The organism is Nitrobacter sp. (assembly GCF_051535235.1).
Lineage (GTDB): Bacteria > Pseudomonadota > Alphaproteobacteria > Rhizobiales > Xanthobacteraceae > Nitrobacter.
The window spans coordinates 106,143-123,197 of record NZ_JBPPLZ010000001.1 but is presented as its reverse complement, the minus strand read 5'-3'; the positions used below and the strand labels follow the sequence as shown (position 1 = coordinate 123,197).

Below are 17,055 nucleotides of genomic sequence, written 5' to 3'. Positions count from 1 at the left end.
GATCGGTCCAGACGACTCTGCGAATCTGTATGTCACAGAATCGGTATGTCACAGAATGAAAGCGAATTCGCGTGAACCCGCAAATCAGCCTTTCGCCGAACCCGCCGACCGCGCGAGATAAATGACATAATTGCGAACGGAATTATAGGCTCGATGCCGAATAAGCCTGCCCCGGACTTGGTCGGGGGGGAAAACCGGCTTTCGGATAAGATCATGCTCCCCTCAAAAGGGTAAGCCGGAGGCTGACTTCAACGCAGACCTCCGCGCGGCCTCTAAACCGTCAACACAATTTTGCCAATATGTGCGCCGGCTTCCATCCGCCGGTGTGCGTCCGCCGCTTTTTCGAGCGGAAAGCTGCTGTCGATCAGCGGCTTGATTCGTCCCTCGCGCATCAGCGGCAGCACTTTGGCTTCGATGGCACCGACCATTGCGGCCTTGTCGGCCACCGATCGTGGTCGCAGCGCGGAGCCGGTGTGGTGCAGCCGCTTGACCAACAGCTTGACGAAATTGACGGTCGCTTTCGCACCATGGAGAAAGGCGATCTGGACGATGCGACCTTCGATCGCGGCGGCATCGTAGTTCTTCTCGATGTAGTCGCCGCCCACCATGTCGAGAATGACATCGGCTCCGCCGCCGCCGGTCAGTGCCTTCACCTCCGCGACGAAATCGTGGGTCCTGTAGTTGATGGCGTGATCGGCGCCGAGCGCGAGGCAGGCGTCGGCCTTGTCCTTCGATCCGACGGTCACGATCGCCGTCGCGCCGAACGCCTTCGCGAGCTGGATGGCCATGGTGCCGATGCCCGACGAACCGCCATGGATCAGCAGAGTCTCGCCGGCCTTCAGCGCGCCGCGCTCGAACACGTTGTGCCACACCGTCATCAACGTTTCCGGCGTGGCGCCGGCCTCGAGCATCGACAGTCCGGGCGGGATCGCCATCGCGATCGATTCATGCGCGATGCAGAATTGTGCGTAACCGCCGCCCGAGACCAGCGACATCACCTTGTCGCCGGGTTTGTACCGGCTGACGCCCTCGCCAACCGCGACCACCTCGCCGGCGACTTCGAGCCCGGGCAGATCGCTGGCGCCGGGCGGCGGCGGATAACTTCCGGTCCGCTGCATGACGTCCGGCCGGTTGACGCCGGCGACCTCGACCCGGATCAGGATTTCGCTGACGCCCGGCAGGGGAACCGGGCGCGTCTCCGGCACAAGGACCTCCGGACCCCCGGGGTGGCTGATGCCGATAACGGTCATTTGTGCGGGCAGCTTTTCCATGGTTTGTCCTTGGAAAGCGGAAAACGTTAATGAGGTTTAACCAGTCTATAGCGCTTTCGAGCGACGTGGATATCGGTTCGCGCGAAGAACGCGTCAAATCAAATCAGAGCTGATCGTGGGCCGGTAACTTGCGCTTCACGGACCATGAGCGAGCAGCAGTCGGAGCAGCATCGATGGCGGCCGAGGACGACGACAACAAACCAAAGAAAAAGATCGTTCACGAGATCGGACAGGATCTCTCGCTGCTTTCGGTGGACGAACTTGGCGAGCGTATCGCGCTCTTGACGGCGGAGATCGAGCGCCTGCGGGCCGCGGAGGCGAAGAAGCGCGCCTCGAAAGACGCTGCAGACCGTTTCTTCAAGTCGTAACCAACGCCCGCAAGGGAAGGGCGGGGGCGCGCCTTGCCCAAATTGCAAACGAATGCTGAATAAATTCGTTCGTTTACGATTAGTTAAGCTTTCTCGACTATGACTGGAATGTCCTTCATTGGACATCGAGTGGCTTCCTGTCCACTCTGTTTGACGCCTCCCTGTTATCAACTTCAGGCCGCCGGAAACGGCGGCTCTTTTTTGTCTGGCGACATTTTTTGTGTGGCGTCATTTTCGCTCGCATCAAACAAGTTCCGCGGTCGGGAACCGCACCCTGCGCTTTCCTGGAACTATTAACCCCCGTTAACCTTTGCGAAGGCCTCCGCTGGACTCCCGCCGTCCGGCGAGCAATGATTTGTTCATCATAAGCCGGCTCGCAAGAAAGCCGGCGGACGGGGTTTTCAGTTGTGTGAGGCGTGAACCATGTCGGATCCATCGGCAGGCGATACCGGTCCCATCCAGTTCAGCGAACGTCTCGCCGGGTCTTCGGCGTTCACCGGCCTGTTCCGGGAAGGCATGGATCTGGTCGAGGAAACCGCCGCCTATCTCGACGGCGACGGCCGCACCGAGGCGAAGGCGCTGGAGCGTTCGGTCAGCCTGACCTACGCGACCGAAAGCATGCGGCTGACCACGCGGCTGATGCAGCTTGCGTCGTGGCTCCTGCTGCATCGCGCCGTGAAGGAAGGCGAGATGACGCTGGCGCAGGCCAACCGTGAAAAGACCAGGGTCAAGCTGACGGCGGCGGATCCCGGTCCGCAGGACATGGTGGAGAAACTGCCCGGGCAGTTGCAGGACCTGATCGCGCGATCGATGAACCTGCAGGCGCGGGTGCGCCGCCTCGACACCACCATTCACGCGCCGGCCGTCGAGCAGGGGCCAGCCGGCAATCCGCTGGTGCCGCACCTCAACCGTCTCAGGGAAGCCTTCGAGCGCCAGACCGGCTGAGTGGCCGACGTGTCGTCGAGCGCCGGCATGTCGTCAAATCACGCCAACAGGCTAAGCCTTGTAGATAAAGACCTGGTAGATAAAGACCTGATAGATAAAGACTTGGCGTGTCGCTTCCCGAGGGGTCCGGCATCCATGCAGATATGGACAACCTCGCAAACGCTCCCGTCAGGGAGCGTTCGAAAAACCCGCGGTCGCGACCGGCTCGACTTTTATTTAAGGAAGCCGGAGAACTTCTTCTGGAACCGGGAGACGCGGCCGCCGCGATCGAGAATCTGCTGGGAGCCGCCGGTCCAGGCCGGATGCGACTTCGAATCGATGTCGAGGTTCAGCGTGTCGCCGTCCTTGCCCCAGGTGGAACGGGTCATATACTCCGTGCCGTCGGTCATTACGACCTTAATTGTATGATAATCCGGATGAATTTCGGCTTTCATGGCATGTCCTTGCAGCGCGGAAGGTTTTGGGCGGATTTGGCTCGCTCTATATCGCACCAAGGTTTGACGGACAAGCGCGCTTGCGCATTTGCCAGCGCGCGCCGGGGAGCCTATTACGTGCTCGGTCAGCATTATCATGGTCAGGCGGATGAGTTCGGTCCAAGTGCGTGAGAATACCTTGAAATCCCAGGCCCTTGCGCTGCCGCTCAATGGCGCGCCGATAGCCGACGGGTCTCCGAAGCAGGAGCTCGGGTCGGCTGAACCCGCAATGACCGGTCAGACCCCGCCGTCTTCCGGCGCTCGCGGTGCGCGGCTGCGACCGCTGCTCGCGCTCATGCCCTATATCGGCCGCTACCGCGGACGGGCGCTGCTCGCGCTGGTGGCGCTGGTGGTCGCGGCCCTGACGACGCTGGTGGTGCCGCTTGCGGTGCGCCGGATCATCGACTTCGGTTTCACCTCCGAAGGCGTCGCGATGATCAACAACTATTTCAGCATGATGATTGGCGTCGTCGCCGTGCTCGCCGGCGCCAGCGCGGCGCGTTATTTTCTTGTGACGACCACCGGCGAGCGCATCGTCGCCGATCTCCGGCGCGACGTGTTCGCCCATCTGATCTCGCTGTCGCCGGTGTTCTTCGACACCGCACGCAGCGGCGAACTGATCTCGCGGCTGACCGCCGATACCACCCAGATCAAGTCCGCCGTCGGCTCCTCGATATCGGTCGCGCTGCGTAACGTGGTGCTGTTCGTGGGCGCTGCCTCGATGATGGTCATCACCAGCCCGCGCCTGTCCGGCCTGGTGCTGGCGGCGATCCCGCTGATCGTGCTGCCGCTGGTCGCATTCGGACGCTGGGTGCGCCGGCTGTCGCGGAGCGCGCAGGACAATCTCGCCGACGCCACGGCCTATGCCTCCGAACTGGTCGGCGCGATCAGGACGGTGCAGGCCTACACCAATGAGCGGCTCGCCGACATTCGTTTCGGCACCGAAGTCGAGCAGGCCTATATGGCGGCGCGCAATTCGGCGCGCGCCCGCGCCGTGCTCACCGCGATCATCATCTTCATCGTCTTCACCAGCGTAGTGCTGATCCTGTGGATCGGCTCTCGCGACGTGCTGAGCGGCGACATGACGCCGGGCCGGCTCGGTCAGTTCGTGCTCTATGCCGCCTTTGCCGCCACCGGCCTCGGCCAGTTGAGCGAGGTCTGGGGCGAAGTCGCCGCGGCGTCGGGCGCGGCTGAGCGCCTGTTCGAACTGCTTCGCGTCAAGCCGGTGATCGCTGCTCCCCCGTCGCCGCGCGCGCTGCCGACGCCGTCGCGCGGCGACGTCACGCTGGACAATGTCAGCTTCGCCTATCCATCGCGGCCGCAGGTCAAGGTGCTCGACGGCGTCTCGCTGGCGGTGAAGCCCGGCGAGAAGGTCGCCATCGTCGGCCCGTCCGGCGCGGGAAAGAGCACCATATTTCATCTGCTGCTGCGGTTCTACGATCCTGCGGCCGGCACGATCTCCTTCGACGGCGTTCCGCTGCGCTCCGCCGATCCGCGCGACGTTCGCGCGCACATCGCGCTGGTGCCGCAGGATTCGGTGGTGTTCGCCGCGTCCGCCCGCGAGAACATCCGTTTCGGTCGGCCGGATGCGTCCGACGCCGATGTCGAACGCGCCGCCGATCTCGCTCATGCGACCGAGTTCATCCGCCGGCTGCCCGGTGGTTTCGACGCCATGCTCGGCGAGCGCGGCGTGACGTTGTCCGGTGGACAGCGCCAGCGCATCGCCATCGCCCGCGCGATCCTGCGCGATGCGCCGCTGCTTCTGCTCGATGAAGCGACCTCGTCGCTCGACGCTGAATCCGAGACTCTGGTTCAGACCGCGCTGGAAGAACTGATGAAGCACCGCACCACGCTGGTGATCGCGCATCGGCTCGCCACCGTGCTCTCCTGCGACCGCATCATGGTCATGGATAAGGGTCGGATCGTGGAGCAGGGCACGCATGCTTCGCTGGTCGCCGCCAACGGACTGTATGCGCGGCTGGCGCGGCTGCAGTTCGAGGGGGTTTAGCACTTCCACCCGCTCTGCCCTTCGCGGGAGAGGGTGGTGAGAATGAGCGAAGCGCATTCGCGCACGGCGAGGGGTGAAGCAGTGTCGGAAAGACCTCTCACCCGCCCTCACTCCGTTCGGGCACTCTCTCCCGCAAGAGGAGAGGGAAGATAGATCAAGGCTTCCACACCATTTTCTTGACCGGCCGTCCCGACGTCGGATTGACGTCGTCGCCCGCGTGCGCGAATCCGTTGCGCGCGTAGAAACGGATGGCGCGCGCGTTGTCGGTGTTGACCAACAGCGTGATGCCCGCAGGCGACAGCCGCTTCGCGTCGTTCATCAGCGCGTTCGCGATATCGCCTCCCCAATGCGCGGGGTCGACCACGAGCTGGTCGAGATAGCCTTCCCTGTCGATGGTGACGAAGCCGACAAGTTGGCCGGATCGCTCGGCGACGACAATCGCGGCGTTCGGCGCCAATTCGTTGCGCCAGCGTTCGCGCCACCACGGCACGCGCGCGGCGAAGTCGATCTTGGGATAGGCCCGCTGCCACGTCGCCTGCCACAGCGCGATGGCGGCGTCTTCGTCGGCGGGCGCATAGGGGCGGAGGATGAATGTCTTGCTCTCTTGTTTGGGCATGATCTTACCCGAAAACCGGAAGCCCACTTTTCGGGATCATGCCCTCACCGCTCGGTCAGCTTCAGCTCGATGCGGCGGTTGCGTTTGTAGGCATCTTCCGTGGTGCCGGCATCGAGCGGCTGGAATTCGCCGAAGCCGGCGGCCACCAGGCGCTGCGGCGGCACGCCGCGCGATACCAGATACTGCACCACCGAAATCGCGCGCGCGGATGACAACTCCCAGTTCGACTTGAAGACAGGGCTGTTGATCGGCCGGACGTCGGTATGGCCGTCGACCCGCAGCACCCAGGCGATGTCGCTCGGGATCTGCTTGTCGAGATCGGTCAGCGCGCCGGCCACCTTGTCGAGTTCGGCCTTGCCTTCCGGCAGCAGCACCGCCTGCCCGGTATCGAAGAAAACTTCGGACTGGAAGACGAAGCGGTCGCCGACGACCCGGATATCAGGCCGGTTTCCGAGAATGGCGCGGAGTTGCCCGAAGAATTCCGAACGATAGCGCGACAGCTCCTGCACCCGCTTCGCCAGTGCGACGTTCAGCCGTTGCCCGAGATCGGCGATGCGATTCTGCGATTCCTTGTCCTTCTTCTCGGATGCGTCGAGCGCGTCTTCCAGCGCCGCCAGTTGCCGGCGCATCGCGCCGATCTGCTGGGTCAGCACCTCGACCTGGGCCAGTGCGCGGGCCGAAATCTGCTTCTCGGATTCCAGCGCCTTGTTCAGTTGGGTGTTGCGGCCGGCGGCGTTGTTGCCGGCGCCGGCGAGGCCGTCATAGAGACCCTTGATGCGGTCGCGCTCGGCTTCCGCCGAGGCGAGGCCCGCGCGCAACTGGCTGACCTCGTCGTCGAGGCTGAGCTTGCCCGATTTCTCCAGCGACAGCAGATCGGTCAACTCTGCGATCTTGGAATTGAGCTGGTCGAGCGCCTTGTCCTTGCCGGACACTTCCTGCGACAGGAAAAACTGCACGACCAGAAACACCGACAACAGGAACACGATCGCGAGCACCAGCGTCGAGAGGGCGTCGACGAATCCCGGCCAGTAGTTGAAGCCGCTTTCGTTTCTGCGGGCGCGCGCAAGGGCCATCTTTCCTGACTCTCAGGCCTCTCCCCCCGCCGCAGGCGATGCGGGCCGTGAAGCGGCCGCCGGGGGCAGGGGCACCGTCATCTCTTCTTCCGCCGGCTGAGCGAGAAACTCCAGCAGCTTCTTGATCTCGCGGTTCTGCTCGCCCTGTTCGTCGGCCCATTCGCGGATCATCTGCTGTTCGGTCCGCATGTGGGTGACCAGCCCCTGAATGGCTTCCGCGAGGCTCGCCATCGCGGCCGTTGTGTCCTGGCCGGGCCGCGCCTGCTCGAGACTGGCGCGAAGCCCCTCGATCGCGGTCTTGATCTCGGCCGCCGGATCGGGGCGCGCCTCGGCACGTATCTCGGCGTCATATTCGCGAACGGTGGTGGCGAGCCAGTCCTCAAGGTCGGTATAGAAGCGATTCTGCGCCTGGCTGGATTGGAGGTCGAGAAAGCCGAGGATCAGCGATCCGGCAAGGCCGAACAGCGAGGACGAAAACGAAATGCCCATGCCGCCGAGCGGAGCGGCGAGGCCTTCCTTCAACGTGTCGAACAGCGACCCGGCGTCCCCGCCGACCTTCAGGCCCTCGATCACCTTGCCGACCGAGCCGACGGTTTCGATCAGGCCCCAGAAGGTGCCGAGCAGGCCGAGGAACACCAGAAGGCCGGTCATGTAGCGCGAGATGTCGCGGGCTTCATCGAGCCGGGTGGCGATCGAATCGAGCAGATGCCGCATGGTCTGCTGCGAGATCGCCATCCGCCCGCTGCGTTCGCCTCCGAGAATCGCGGCCATCGGCGCCAGCAGCCGTGGCCGCCGGTCGGGGCCGTCCCGGCCCGGACTGGCGATGCGGAAATTGTTGACCCAGGCGATCTCGGGATAAAGCCGGATCACCTGCCGGAACGCGAAAATGATTCCGATCGCGAGCACGCCAGCGATCAGCGCGTTGAGGCCGGGATTGGCAAAGAAAGCCAGAACGATCTGTTTGTAGAGTATCACCGCCACCAGGGCGCACAGCACGATGAACACCAGCATGCGCACCAGGAATATCCTGGGCTGCGGCAGCTTGGTCAGTTCGATCTCCCGTGCGGAGCTGGGGGTCGTGCCTTGCGCCATGAGTGAGCTTACCCGTGAGGAGAGAGGCCGAGACTCAAGACATGCCGCATTATGCCACGGTGTCGCAGGCAAAAAATAGCTGATCCACTGGTTTTGTCATGTCGCGGTCTGGGCGCGAAGCGCCGTGGCTTTGTCTTGCTGCCGATGAGAGGCCGCCGAGAAGGCTGGTCGTCTCGACAGGCCCGCGCCTGCCTTCGCTGCGGCATAACGCCAGCCGCGCGTCGCCGTCCGCGGCGTGACGCCGCATGTTGCGGCCCCGCATCTGCTTACTTTTTTCCTTCGATCGATATGGAACCCGGCTCACGACTGTGTGAATCGAGAAAACCGGCGTGACGTCAGTGAGGTAGCTTTGTGTGACATTGCGCCGCCGCCGCAGCGTATTGCGCCGCAGGGTCTGTCGATTAATCTGGAGTGACCGGAAAGCGTACGGATTCGCGTCGGATTCTGCGGGGCATCAGGCTTCGCGGGACGAGAATCTGTGCTCGACTTTTCCGCATCACGGGGTCTCCAGGTTAATGCCAGGGTTTAATCCACGACTGACGTCCGTCGTTCTTCTGATCGCCGGATTGTCGCCGCTCCTCGGCGGCTGCGACGAGCCGGTCACGGCAGAAGCCTCCACCAGCGCGGTCACCCCCGAAGTCAGCGTCGTCACCGTGGTTCCCAAGCCGCACGCGATGGTGCGTGAGCTGCCGGGCCGCATCGCGCCGATGCGCGTTGCCGAAGTCCGCCCGCGCGTCTCCGGCATCATCACCGAGCGCATGTTCAAGCAGGGCAGCGAGGTCAAGGCCGGCGATCCGCTGTATCAGATCGATCCCCAGCCGTTCGAGGTCGAATTGCAGGCTGCGGAAGCGGCGCTGGCGAAGGCGAACGCGATATTCGAGCAGGCGTCGCTGCAGGCAAAGCGTATCGAACAGCTGACGGCGCGCCACGCGACTTCAGAGGTCGAGAACGAGAAAGCGATCGCCGCCCTGCGTCAGGCGGAAGCCGATGTCGCCGCCCGCAAGGCCGACCGCGCACGCGCGCGGCTCCACCTCGATTACACCACGATCCGCGCGCCGATCGACGGCGTGGTCGGCGCTGCCCAGGTCACAGAGGGTGCGCTCGTGGTTCAGAACGACACCGCCAGCCTGGCGACGGTGCAGCAGCTCGACACGATCTATGCCGACTTCACCCAGTCGGTGAGCGACCTCAACAGTCTGCGCCGTGCGTTCGAGAGCGGCGACCTGGAGCGCATCGCGCCGGGCGCGGCGAAAGTCCGCCTCGTGCTCGACGACGGGGCGCTCTACGCGCTGCCCGGAAAATTCCTGTTTTCCGAAGCCAAGGTCGATGCCTCGACCGGGCAGGTGACGCTGCGCGGCGAATTTCCGAACCCGAAGCGCGAACTGCTGCCGGGCATGTATGTCCGCGTACTGCTGGAGCAGGGCGTCGACAGCGATGCGATTGCGGTTCCCCAGCAGGCGGTGCAGCGCGATTCCGCCGGCGGCAGCGAGGTTTTTGTCGTCAAGGACGACGGCCGTGTGACCGTGCGGCCGATTCGGACGGCGTCTGTTCATTACGGCCAGTCGATGGTCAGCCAGGGCCTCAAGGCCGGCGATCGCGTCGTCGTCGAGGGTTTCCAGAAGTTCACGGCCGGCGACAAGGTCCGCGCCGTGATGTGGGCGGCTGACGAGGCTTCGGCCCAGAACGGAGCGGCACCCGACGAGACGACGGCCGCGCAGCGGTAACCGATCATGCCGGCATTCTTCATCGACCGGCCTGTTTTTGCCTGGGTGATCGCGCTGTTCATCTGCCTGATCGGCGCGATCTCGATTCCGCTTCTGGCGGTGGCGCAGTATCCGATCATCGCGCCACCCTCGATCTCGATCTCGACCGCATATCCGGGCGCGTCGCCACAGAACCTTTACAACAGCGTCACGCGCCTGATCGAGGAACAGCTCAACGGCGCCTCGGGCATCCTCAGTTTCGAATCGACCAGCGACTCCTTGGGCCAGGTCGAGATCACCGCCTATTTCGTCCCCGGCACGCAGCTCGACATGGCGTCGGTGGACGTGCAGAACCGCATCAAGCGCATCGAGGCGCGTCTGCCGTCGGTCGTGCTGAAAGAAGGCATCCTGGTCGAGGAGGCCTCCAGCGATACGCTGCAGATCGTCACGCTGCGCTCGACCGACGATAGTCTCGACGAGGTCGGCCTCGGCGATTTCATGATGCGCAACATCATCGGCGAAATCCGGCGCCTTCCCGGCGTCGGCCGCGCCACGCTGTTTTCCACCGAACGCTCGCTGCGCGTCTGGATCGATCCGGACAAGCTGGTCGGCTTCGACCTGACATCGGACGACGTCACCAAGGCGATCGCGACGCAGAACGCGCAAGTGGCTTCGGGCAGTATCGGCGCGCCGCCGAGCCGGGCCGGGCAGAAAACCGCGGCGCTGGTATTGGTGAGCGGACAGCTCACCACGCCCGAGGAATTCGGCTCCATCCTGCTGCGCGCCAACCGCGACGGCTCCACGGTGCGGCTGCGCGATGTGGCGCGGATCGAGGTCGGCGGCATGGATTACCGCTTCACCACCCGCCTCAACGGCAAGCCGACCGCGGGCCTGTCGGTGATGCTTGCGCCGGGCTCCAACGCGCTTGCCACCGCGAGCGCGGTAAAGGCCAAGATGAAGGAGTTGTCGAAGTTCTTTCCCGCGAACATCACCTACGACATCCCCTACGACATCACGCCGGTGGTGGAAGCCTCGATCGAGAAGGTCTTGCATACCCTGATCGAGGCAGTCGTGCTGGTGTTCCTCGTGATGTTCCTGTTCCTGCAAAACATCCGCTACACCATCATTCCGACCGTCGTGGTGCCGGTGGCGCTGCTCGGCACCTGTTCGGTCCTGCTGTTAGCAGGCTACTCCATCAACATGCTGACCATGTTCGGCATGGTGCTGGCGATCGGCATTCTGGTCGACGACGCCATCGTCGTGGTCGAGAATGTCGAACGCATCATGGCCGAAGAGGGACTGCCGCCGAAGGAAGCCGCGCGCAAGGCGATGTCGCAGATCACGAGCGCCATCATCGGCATCACGCTGGTTCTGATGGCGGTGTTCGTGCCGATGGCGTTCTTTCCCGGCTCTGTCGGCATCATCTACAGGCAATTCTCCGTCACGGTGGTCGCTGCGATCGGTTTCTCCGCGCTGATGGCGCTGTCGCTCACGCCGGCGCTCTGCGCCACGCTGCTGAAACCGGTCGAGGCCGGACACAGCCACGCGCGCAAGGGCGTGTTCGGCTGGTTCAATCGCCGGCTCGACGGCGTGCGTGGCCGCTATGTCTCGACAGTCGGCTGGTCGCTGAAGCGGACCGGGCGCCTGATGCTGATTTACGCGGTCCTTGTCGGCGTTCTCGTCTGGGCGTTCGTTCGCCTGCCTGCCGGCTTCGTGCCGGTGGATGACCAGGGCTTCATCACGACGGACGTGCAGACCCCGTCGGATTCGTCCCACGGCCGCACCGAGGCTGCGGTTTCGGCGGTCGAGAAATATCTGGCCAAGCGGCCCGGAATTCAGGACGTCACGTTCCTCACCGGCTTCGCCTATTCGGGGCAGGGCATGAACACGGCGCAGGCGTTCATCACCCTGAAGGACTGGTCGGAACGGCCGGAGAAGGATTCCGCCGCCAATATCGTGGCCGACATCAACCGCGACCTGTCATCACTGCGCGACGCCAAGATCACCGCGTTGCAGCCGCCGCCGATCGACAACCTCGGCAATTCCTCCGGCTTCAGCTTCCGACTGCAGGATCGCGGCCAGAAGGGCTACGCGGCGCTGGTGCAGGCGACCGATCAGTTGATCGCCGAGGCCAATGCCAGTCCGGTTTTGAGGAATGTCTATGTCGAAGGCTTGCCGTCGGCGCCGCTGGTCAATCTCGTGATCGATCGCGAGAAGGCCAGCGCCCTCGGCGTCTCGTTCGAGTCCATCAACGATACGATGTCGACCAATCTCGGATCCACCTACGTCAACGATTTCCCCAATCGCGGGCGGATGCAGCGCGTGATCGTGCAGGCGGATCGCGACGGCCGCACGACCGCAGACGACATCCTCAGCTACAACGTCAAGAACAGCAGCGGGCGGCTGGTCCCGTTCTCGTCGTTCGCCTCGATCGATTGGTCGCGGGGACCGACGCAGATCGTCGGCTTCAACTACTATCCGGCCATGCGCATCACCGGAGAGGCGCGGCCGGGCTATACATCCGGCGAAGCCATCGCCGAGATCGAGCGGCTTGCGGGCCGTCTGCCGCGCGGCTTCGGCTACGAGTGGACTGGCCAGTCGCTACAGGAAAAACTGTCGGGGTCGCAGGCGCCGTTCCTGCTCGCGCTCTCGGCGCTGGTGGTATTCCTCTGCCTTGCCGCGCTCTATGAAAGCTGGACCATTCCGCTTGCCGTGCTGCTCACGGTGCCGCTCGGCATTTGCGGCGCGGTCATCGCGGCGAGCGCGCGCGGCCTCGCCAACGACGTCTATTTCACCGTCGGTCTTGTCACCATCATCGGCCTGGCTGCGAAGGACGCCATTCTCATCATCGAATTCGCCAAGGATTTGCGCGCGCAGGGCAAGCCACTCAGGGAAGCCACGATCGAAGCGTGCGCGCTGCGCTTCCGTCCCATCTTGATGACCGGCCTCGCCTTCGTCTGCGGCGTGCTGCCGATGGTGGTCGCCCAGGGAGCGGGCGGAGCGAGCCAGCAGGCGCTCGGCACCAGCGTGATGGGCGGCATGATTGCGGTGGTGGTGCTGGCGCTGTTGATGGTGCCGGTGTTCTTCGTCGTCGTGATGCGCGTGCTCGGACGCGACAAGAGCGACCCGGAGGCAGTGGTCGAGCCGGAGATATACGGGCCCCCGTCGCCGCTGCGTACGGCGGAGTAGTACGGAGCGTTCAGTCCGCGCAGTCGCGCTGCCACATCAATTGTGCTTCGTTATTGGATTGTGTTTTGGAATTCAGAGTATCATTGCGCACAGCGTGACCCTCTCCCGCGTGCGGGTCGAGACGAGCAAGGCTCGCTCTGAGAGGGTCGGGGAGGGGGTTATAGGTGTCGATCAGGAAAATGCCCGCACCCGACCGGCTTGCTGCGCTTTGCCGGTCGACCTCCCCGCAGGCGGGAGAGGTTAAGGGCGCGCCCCGGTTCAATGCAAGCGCCTCTACGCTCTCACAGCGGCCTGATGATCCTCACCAGTTCGCCATGGACGAACTCGTTGCCGCAGATCACGTCGCCGGTCACAAGCGGATCGTCGTCGCCCTGGATGCCGCTGACGATGCCGCCGGCCTCGCGCACGATGATCTGCCCGCCTGCGATATCCCAGGGCTGCAGGTTGCGTTCCCAGTAACCGTCGAGCCGTCCGGCCGCGACGTAAACCAGATCGAGCGAGGCCGCGCCGAAGCGGCGCAGGCCGGCCACCTTGGGCTGAAGTGCCGCCATTTCCCGCCGCGACAGTTCGTGGTCGCCGCGTCCGATGTGCGGCAGGCCGCAGGCGATGACGCAATCGTTCATCTGGCGTCGCCCTGCTACGCGCAGCCGCTGGTCGTTGAGGAATGCGCCCTTGCCGCGCTCGGCGGTGTAGAGCTCGTCGGTGGCCGGATTGTAGACCAGACCCGCGATCAGCACGCCGTCGCGCTGCAGGCCGATCGAGATGCCGAAATGCGGAATGCCGTGCAGGAAATTGGTGGTGCCGTCGAGCGGATCGACGATCCAGGTGTGGCTCTTGTCCGTACCCTCGCGGTTGCCGCCCTCCTCGCCGAAAAAGCCGTAGCCGGGCCGCGCCTTGCTGAGATCCTCGTAAATGATTTCCTCGGCGCGCTTGTCGGCGAGGCTGACGAAATTCGCCGGTCCCTTCAGCGATACCTGAAGATTTTCGATCTCGCCGAGATCGCGTTTCAGGCTGCGGCCTGCGCGGCGCGCGGCCTTGACCATGACGTTCATGAGGGCGGATTGCAGCATGATTTTCGGCTCGGATGAAGGGTGCGGACTGGGTGCCCTGCGCCAACGCCTCCGTCAAGGCGTCATTTGATTCCAAGCCATTTGCGGGCGGCGTCCTCGGCCTTGGCGCGTTCTTCCGGCGTTGCCTGCGCCATCGCCTCATCAAGCATCAGATCGCCCTTGCCGGCGGTTTTCGCCACGATATGCCATTTCAGGCCTTCGACCTTGTCCATCGGCGCTCCCATGCCGGTGACGAGAACGCGGGCGAGACGGTTCTGCGCGATCGCGCTGTTCTGCCGGGCGGCCTTGCGCAGCAGCGACACCGCGGCGGCCTCGTTCTTCTCGGTGCCGGTGCCGTTGAACAGCGCGATGGCGTATTCGACTTCGGCATCGACGTTGCCGGCGAGCGAGGCCGCCTGCAAAAGCCGCACCGATGTGAAGAGATTCTTTTCGACGCCGGTGCCTTCCTTGTAGAAGGTCGCCAGCGCGTATTGCGCCTCCGGGCTGCCGGCGTCGGCGGCGAAGCGCAGGAGTTCGGCGGCGCGTTTGAAGTCCTGCGGCAGTGTCTGCCCGTCCATGTAGAGCAGCGCGAGGTTATAGGCGGCCTTCGGTTCGCCGAGCTTGGCGGAGGAGGCCAGCAGTTTCACCGCAGCCGCCCGGTCGGGCGCTCCGCCGTGCCCGCTGATCTGCAGCATGGCGAGCGCGAACATCGCCTCGCGGTCACCAAGGTCGGCTGCGCGCTGGTACCACTCGATCGCCTTGCCGTAGTCGCGCTTGATGCCCAGCGCGTTGGCATAAAGCTCGCCGAGCATGGTCATGGCGGCGGGGTCCTTGTTGTCCTGCGCCCGCTTCATCGCAAGGTCGAACGCGGTCTTGTACAGGCCGCGCTGATAGGCGCCGTAGACCAGATCGGCGTTCGGATTGTCGTGAGCCGGAGCGTCCGCCTTGGCGTTGGGCGTGGATGCCGGTTTCGCAGGCGTTGCGGCTTCCTTCGGCGGCGATGGGGGCTTGACGGGTTTCGTCCTGACGCTTTTGCTCGGCCGGGACGGCGCGTCGGCCGCCTGTGGCGTCAACTGGAGCTGTGCCAGCGCGCTTCCCCCGAGCATGAGAACGCTCGCGACAATGGCAAGAGAACGGGCAACGGGACGCGGGACAGTCATCCGGCGGCACCTCCCTCCGCCTTCGTTGCGGGTGTTGTGCGGCCGTCTTGCAATCCGTGCCCCTGCCTGATCGCCGCGGCAAGCTCCGTCAGCGCCGTCTCCGCGCCGCGCGGATCGTTCCAGACGAACTCGCCGGCGAGAATGAAATCCGCGCCGGATGAGGCGAAGATGCGTGCCTCCTCACAGCTCGCGGCATAGCAGACGCAAGGCGGTTCGAACAGTTCGGCCCACCATTCAAGCCGCTCCGCGATGGCGTCGGTGGAGGGCCGGTCGCCGGCGTCATCCGGCTCGCCGAACAGCACGTAGTCGGCGCCGGCCTCGCCCGCGATCATGGAGTCGTGGCGCGTCGACAGCCCGCCGGTTCCGGCGATGCGATCGGGTTTCAGCGCCGGCAGCGCCTCCTGCAACGCCTCAATGCCGGTGAGATGCGCGCCGTCGGCGCCTGAGCGCGCGACCAGATCGGCGTGACCGTCGAGCAGGATTGCCGCACCGTCGGCCTGGATCACTGCGGCCAGCGTCTTGATGCGCGAAATCAGCGTGCGCGGATCGGAGTGAGAAAGCCGCACCAGCACGGCTGCGACATCGGCACCCGCGAGCAGCGCGGGCAGTCGCGCCGTCAATTGCGACGGATCATCAACGACTGGCGTCGCGAGATAAAGCCTTGGGAGCGGTCGGGACGGCGCGACTTTCGGCGACATCTAAAGCTTGAACCTTTTGAGCGTTTCAGATGATGAAGAATGAAGAAACGCATCGTTTCGCACTGCGAAACTCCCTCTCCCGCTTGCGGGGGAGGGACAATAAAGAAGTCCCCACCCGACCGGCCCCGCTGCGCTTCGCCGGTCGACCTCTCAGAGCGAGCTTTGCTCGTCTTGCCCCGCAAGCGGGAGAGGTGAGGAGTCACTCGTTGCAATTCAATGCGAACTGGGCGCACTCCGCTTCGCTCGCAATGACGGCAAAATCAGGTCCGTGCAGAAAGCCTTACGCGGCCTTCGTTTCCAGATCGGCTTTCCACTCGCCCCTGCTGGCGAACGAATTCATCCGGGCACGGTGATTGAAGGCGCGTTGACCGGCGGCGACGTTCGCGGCCTTGCCGGCCCACGCCTTCTGCGGCGCGGCCTGCAGCGCGCGGCCATAGGAGAAGGTCAGCTTCCACGGCAGGTTGCCGATCCGGTTCATGGCGTCGAGATGGGCTGTGGCTTCCTCGTCGGACTGTCCGCCGGACAGGAAGGCGATGCCGGGGACGGCGGCCGGCACGCAGGCTTTCAGCATGCGCACGGTTTTTTCCGCGACTTCCTGCACCGAGGCCTGCTTCGCGCATGCCTTGCCGGAGATCGCCATGTTGGGCTTCAGGATCATGCCTTCGAGCGCGACGCGCTGCTTGCGCAATTCCTGGAACGTCACGTTGAGCACCCGCGTCGTGACTTCGAGGCAGCGGTCGATGTCGTGATCGCCGTCCATCAGCACTTCCGGCTCGACGATCGGCACGACCTGGGCGGCCTGGCAGAGCGCGGCATAGCGTCCCAGCGCATGGGCGTTGACGCCCACGGCGGTCATGCTCGGGATGCCTCTCGCGTTGATGTCGATCACCGCGCGCCACTTCGCAAAGCGCGCGCCCCGCTCGTAGTATGTCTTCATTCGCTCGGCGAGCCGGTCCAGTCCGACGGTGACGCGTTCACCGGGGCATGCGGGCAGGGGCTGCGTGCCTTCGTCGACCTTGATGCCCGGAATGGCGCCGGCCTGCTCGATCAGCTTGATGAGCGGCGTGCCGTCTTTGGCGTTCTGCCAGATGGTTTCGTCATAGAGAATGACGCCGGAAATATAATTCGTCATGGCGTCGGTCGAGCGGAACAGCATCTCGCGATAGTCGCGACGGCTGTCCTCGGTGGACGTCACGCCGATTGCCTCGAAACGTTTCGTGATGGTGCCGGATGATTCGTCGGCGGCGAGAATGCCCTTGCCGGGCACGACCATGGCCTGGGCCACCTTGTTGAGGTCGGCGAGATTCATGGGCGTCTCCTCCTGCGTGCCCGAAACCGGCGTGCCCGTTCCGGGTGTCATACAGGCATGAGAATTGCGGCTTTCCGGCGCTGCAACTCATTTTGCCGCGA

The 17,055-nt window shown here is 64.3% G+C and carries 14 protein-coding genes; 5 read left to right on the top strand and 9 right to left on the bottom strand.

Features of this window, described 5'->3' with window-relative positions; all coding sequences use genetic code 11:
• Window positions 1–272: 272 nt before the first annotated feature.
• A complete protein-coding gene (locus tag ACS3WA_RS00615; RefSeq protein ID WP_438276644.1) occupies window positions 273–1,271 on the bottom strand; it encodes an NAD(P)H-quinone oxidoreductase in 999 nt (332 codons plus the stop codon).
• 173 nt (window positions 1,272–1,444) lie between these two features.
• Between ACS3WA_RS00615 and ACS3WA_RS00610 the strand changes: the two genes are divergently transcribed.
• Window positions 1,445–1,639 carry a DUF1192 domain-containing protein gene (locus tag ACS3WA_RS00610; protein ID WP_438276643.1) on the top strand — a complete coding sequence of 65 codons (195 nt, stop codon included), beginning with the start codon at window positions 1,445–1,447 and terminating at the stop codon, window positions 1,637–1,639.
• 423 nt (window positions 1,640–2,062) lie between these two features.
• On the top strand, window positions 2,063–2,584 hold the full coding sequence (gene rcdA / locus ACS3WA_RS00605; RefSeq protein WP_438276642.1) for a protease adaptor protein RcdA: 522 nt from the start codon (window positions 2,063–2,065) through the stop codon (window positions 2,582–2,584).
• Window positions 2,585–2,796: 212 nt separating this feature from the next.
• Here rcdA and rpmE read toward each other — a convergent pair whose 3' ends face one another.
• Window positions 2,797–3,018, bottom strand: a complete 222-nt coding sequence (rpmE, locus tag ACS3WA_RS00600; protein WP_438276641.1) for a 50S ribosomal protein L31 — start codon at window positions 3,016–3,018, stop codon at window positions 2,797–2,799.
• 268 nt (window positions 3,019–3,286) lie between these two features.
• On the opposite strand from rpmE, the gene ACS3WA_RS00595 reads away from it, so the two are divergent.
• Complete coding sequence (locus tag ACS3WA_RS00595) at window positions 3,287–5,065, top strand: ABC transporter transmembrane domain-containing protein (RefSeq protein WP_438276967.1); 1,779 nt, start codon at window positions 3,287–3,289, stop codon at window positions 5,063–5,065.
• A 154-nt stretch (window positions 5,066–5,219) separates the two neighbouring features.
• Here ACS3WA_RS00595 and ACS3WA_RS00590 read toward each other — a convergent pair whose 3' ends face one another.
• The 3 genes from ACS3WA_RS00590 to ACS3WA_RS00580 are packed head-to-tail and all read right to left on the bottom strand — an operon-like array spanning window position 5,220 to window position 7,846.
• Window positions 5,220–5,681 (bottom strand): GNAT family N-acetyltransferase, encoded by a 462-nt coding sequence (locus tag ACS3WA_RS00590; RefSeq protein ID WP_438276640.1) that lies wholly within the window; start codon window positions 5,679–5,681, stop codon window positions 5,220–5,222.
• A gap of 44 nt (window positions 5,682–5,725) precedes the next feature.
• Window positions 5,726–6,754, bottom strand: a complete 1,029-nt coding sequence (locus ACS3WA_RS00585; protein WP_438276639.1) for a peptidoglycan -binding protein — start codon at window positions 6,752–6,754, stop codon at window positions 5,726–5,728.
• A gap of 12 nt (window positions 6,755–6,766) precedes the next feature.
• Window positions 6,767–7,846 (bottom strand): flagellar motor protein MotA, encoded by a 1,080-nt coding sequence (locus ACS3WA_RS00580; RefSeq protein ID WP_438276638.1) that lies wholly within the window; start codon window positions 7,844–7,846, stop codon window positions 6,767–6,769.
• A 515-nt stretch (window positions 7,847–8,361) separates the two neighbouring features.
• On the opposite strand from ACS3WA_RS00580, the gene ACS3WA_RS00575 reads away from it, so the two are divergent.
• Window positions 8,362–9,570, top strand: coding sequence for an efflux RND transporter periplasmic adaptor subunit (locus ACS3WA_RS00575; protein ID WP_438276637.1), 1,209 nt, complete (start codon window positions 8,362–8,364; stop codon window positions 9,568–9,570).
• 6 nt (window positions 9,571–9,576) lie between these two features.
• A complete protein-coding gene (locus tag ACS3WA_RS00570; RefSeq protein WP_438276636.1) occupies window positions 9,577–12,738 on the top strand; it encodes a multidrug efflux RND transporter permease subunit in 3,162 nt (1,053 codons plus the stop codon).
• A gap of 281 nt (window positions 12,739–13,019) precedes the next feature.
• Here the strand turns inward: ACS3WA_RS00570 and ACS3WA_RS00565 are convergent, their stop codons facing one another.
• The 4 genes from ACS3WA_RS00565 to ACS3WA_RS00550 all read right to left on the bottom strand — a co-directional run bounded on the left by ACS3WA_RS00565 (window position 13,020) and on the right by ACS3WA_RS00550 (window position 16,954).
• Window positions 13,020–13,808 carry an inositol monophosphatase family protein gene (locus ACS3WA_RS00565; RefSeq protein ID WP_292695702.1) on the bottom strand — a complete coding sequence of 263 codons (789 nt, stop codon included), beginning with the start codon at window positions 13,806–13,808 and terminating at the stop codon, window positions 13,020–13,022.
• Window positions 13,809–13,870: 62 nt separating this feature from the next.
• Window positions 13,871–14,947, bottom strand: a complete 1,077-nt coding sequence (locus tag ACS3WA_RS00560) for a tetratricopeptide repeat protein (RefSeq protein ID WP_438276635.1) — start codon at window positions 14,945–14,947, stop codon at window positions 13,871–13,873.
• Window positions 14,944–15,645, bottom strand: coding sequence for a thiamine phosphate synthase (locus ACS3WA_RS00555; protein ID WP_438276634.1), 702 nt, complete (start codon window positions 15,643–15,645; stop codon window positions 14,944–14,946). Before ACS3WA_RS00555 ends, ACS3WA_RS00560 begins: the two co-directional genes overlap by 4 nt.
• Before the next feature lie 280 nt (window positions 15,646–15,925).
• Entirely contained in the window at window positions 15,926–16,954 is a 1,029-nt protein-coding gene (locus ACS3WA_RS00550) for a class I fructose-bisphosphate aldolase (protein ID WP_438276633.1), read from the bottom strand.
• Between the last annotated feature and the right edge of the window lie 101 nt (window positions 16,955–17,055).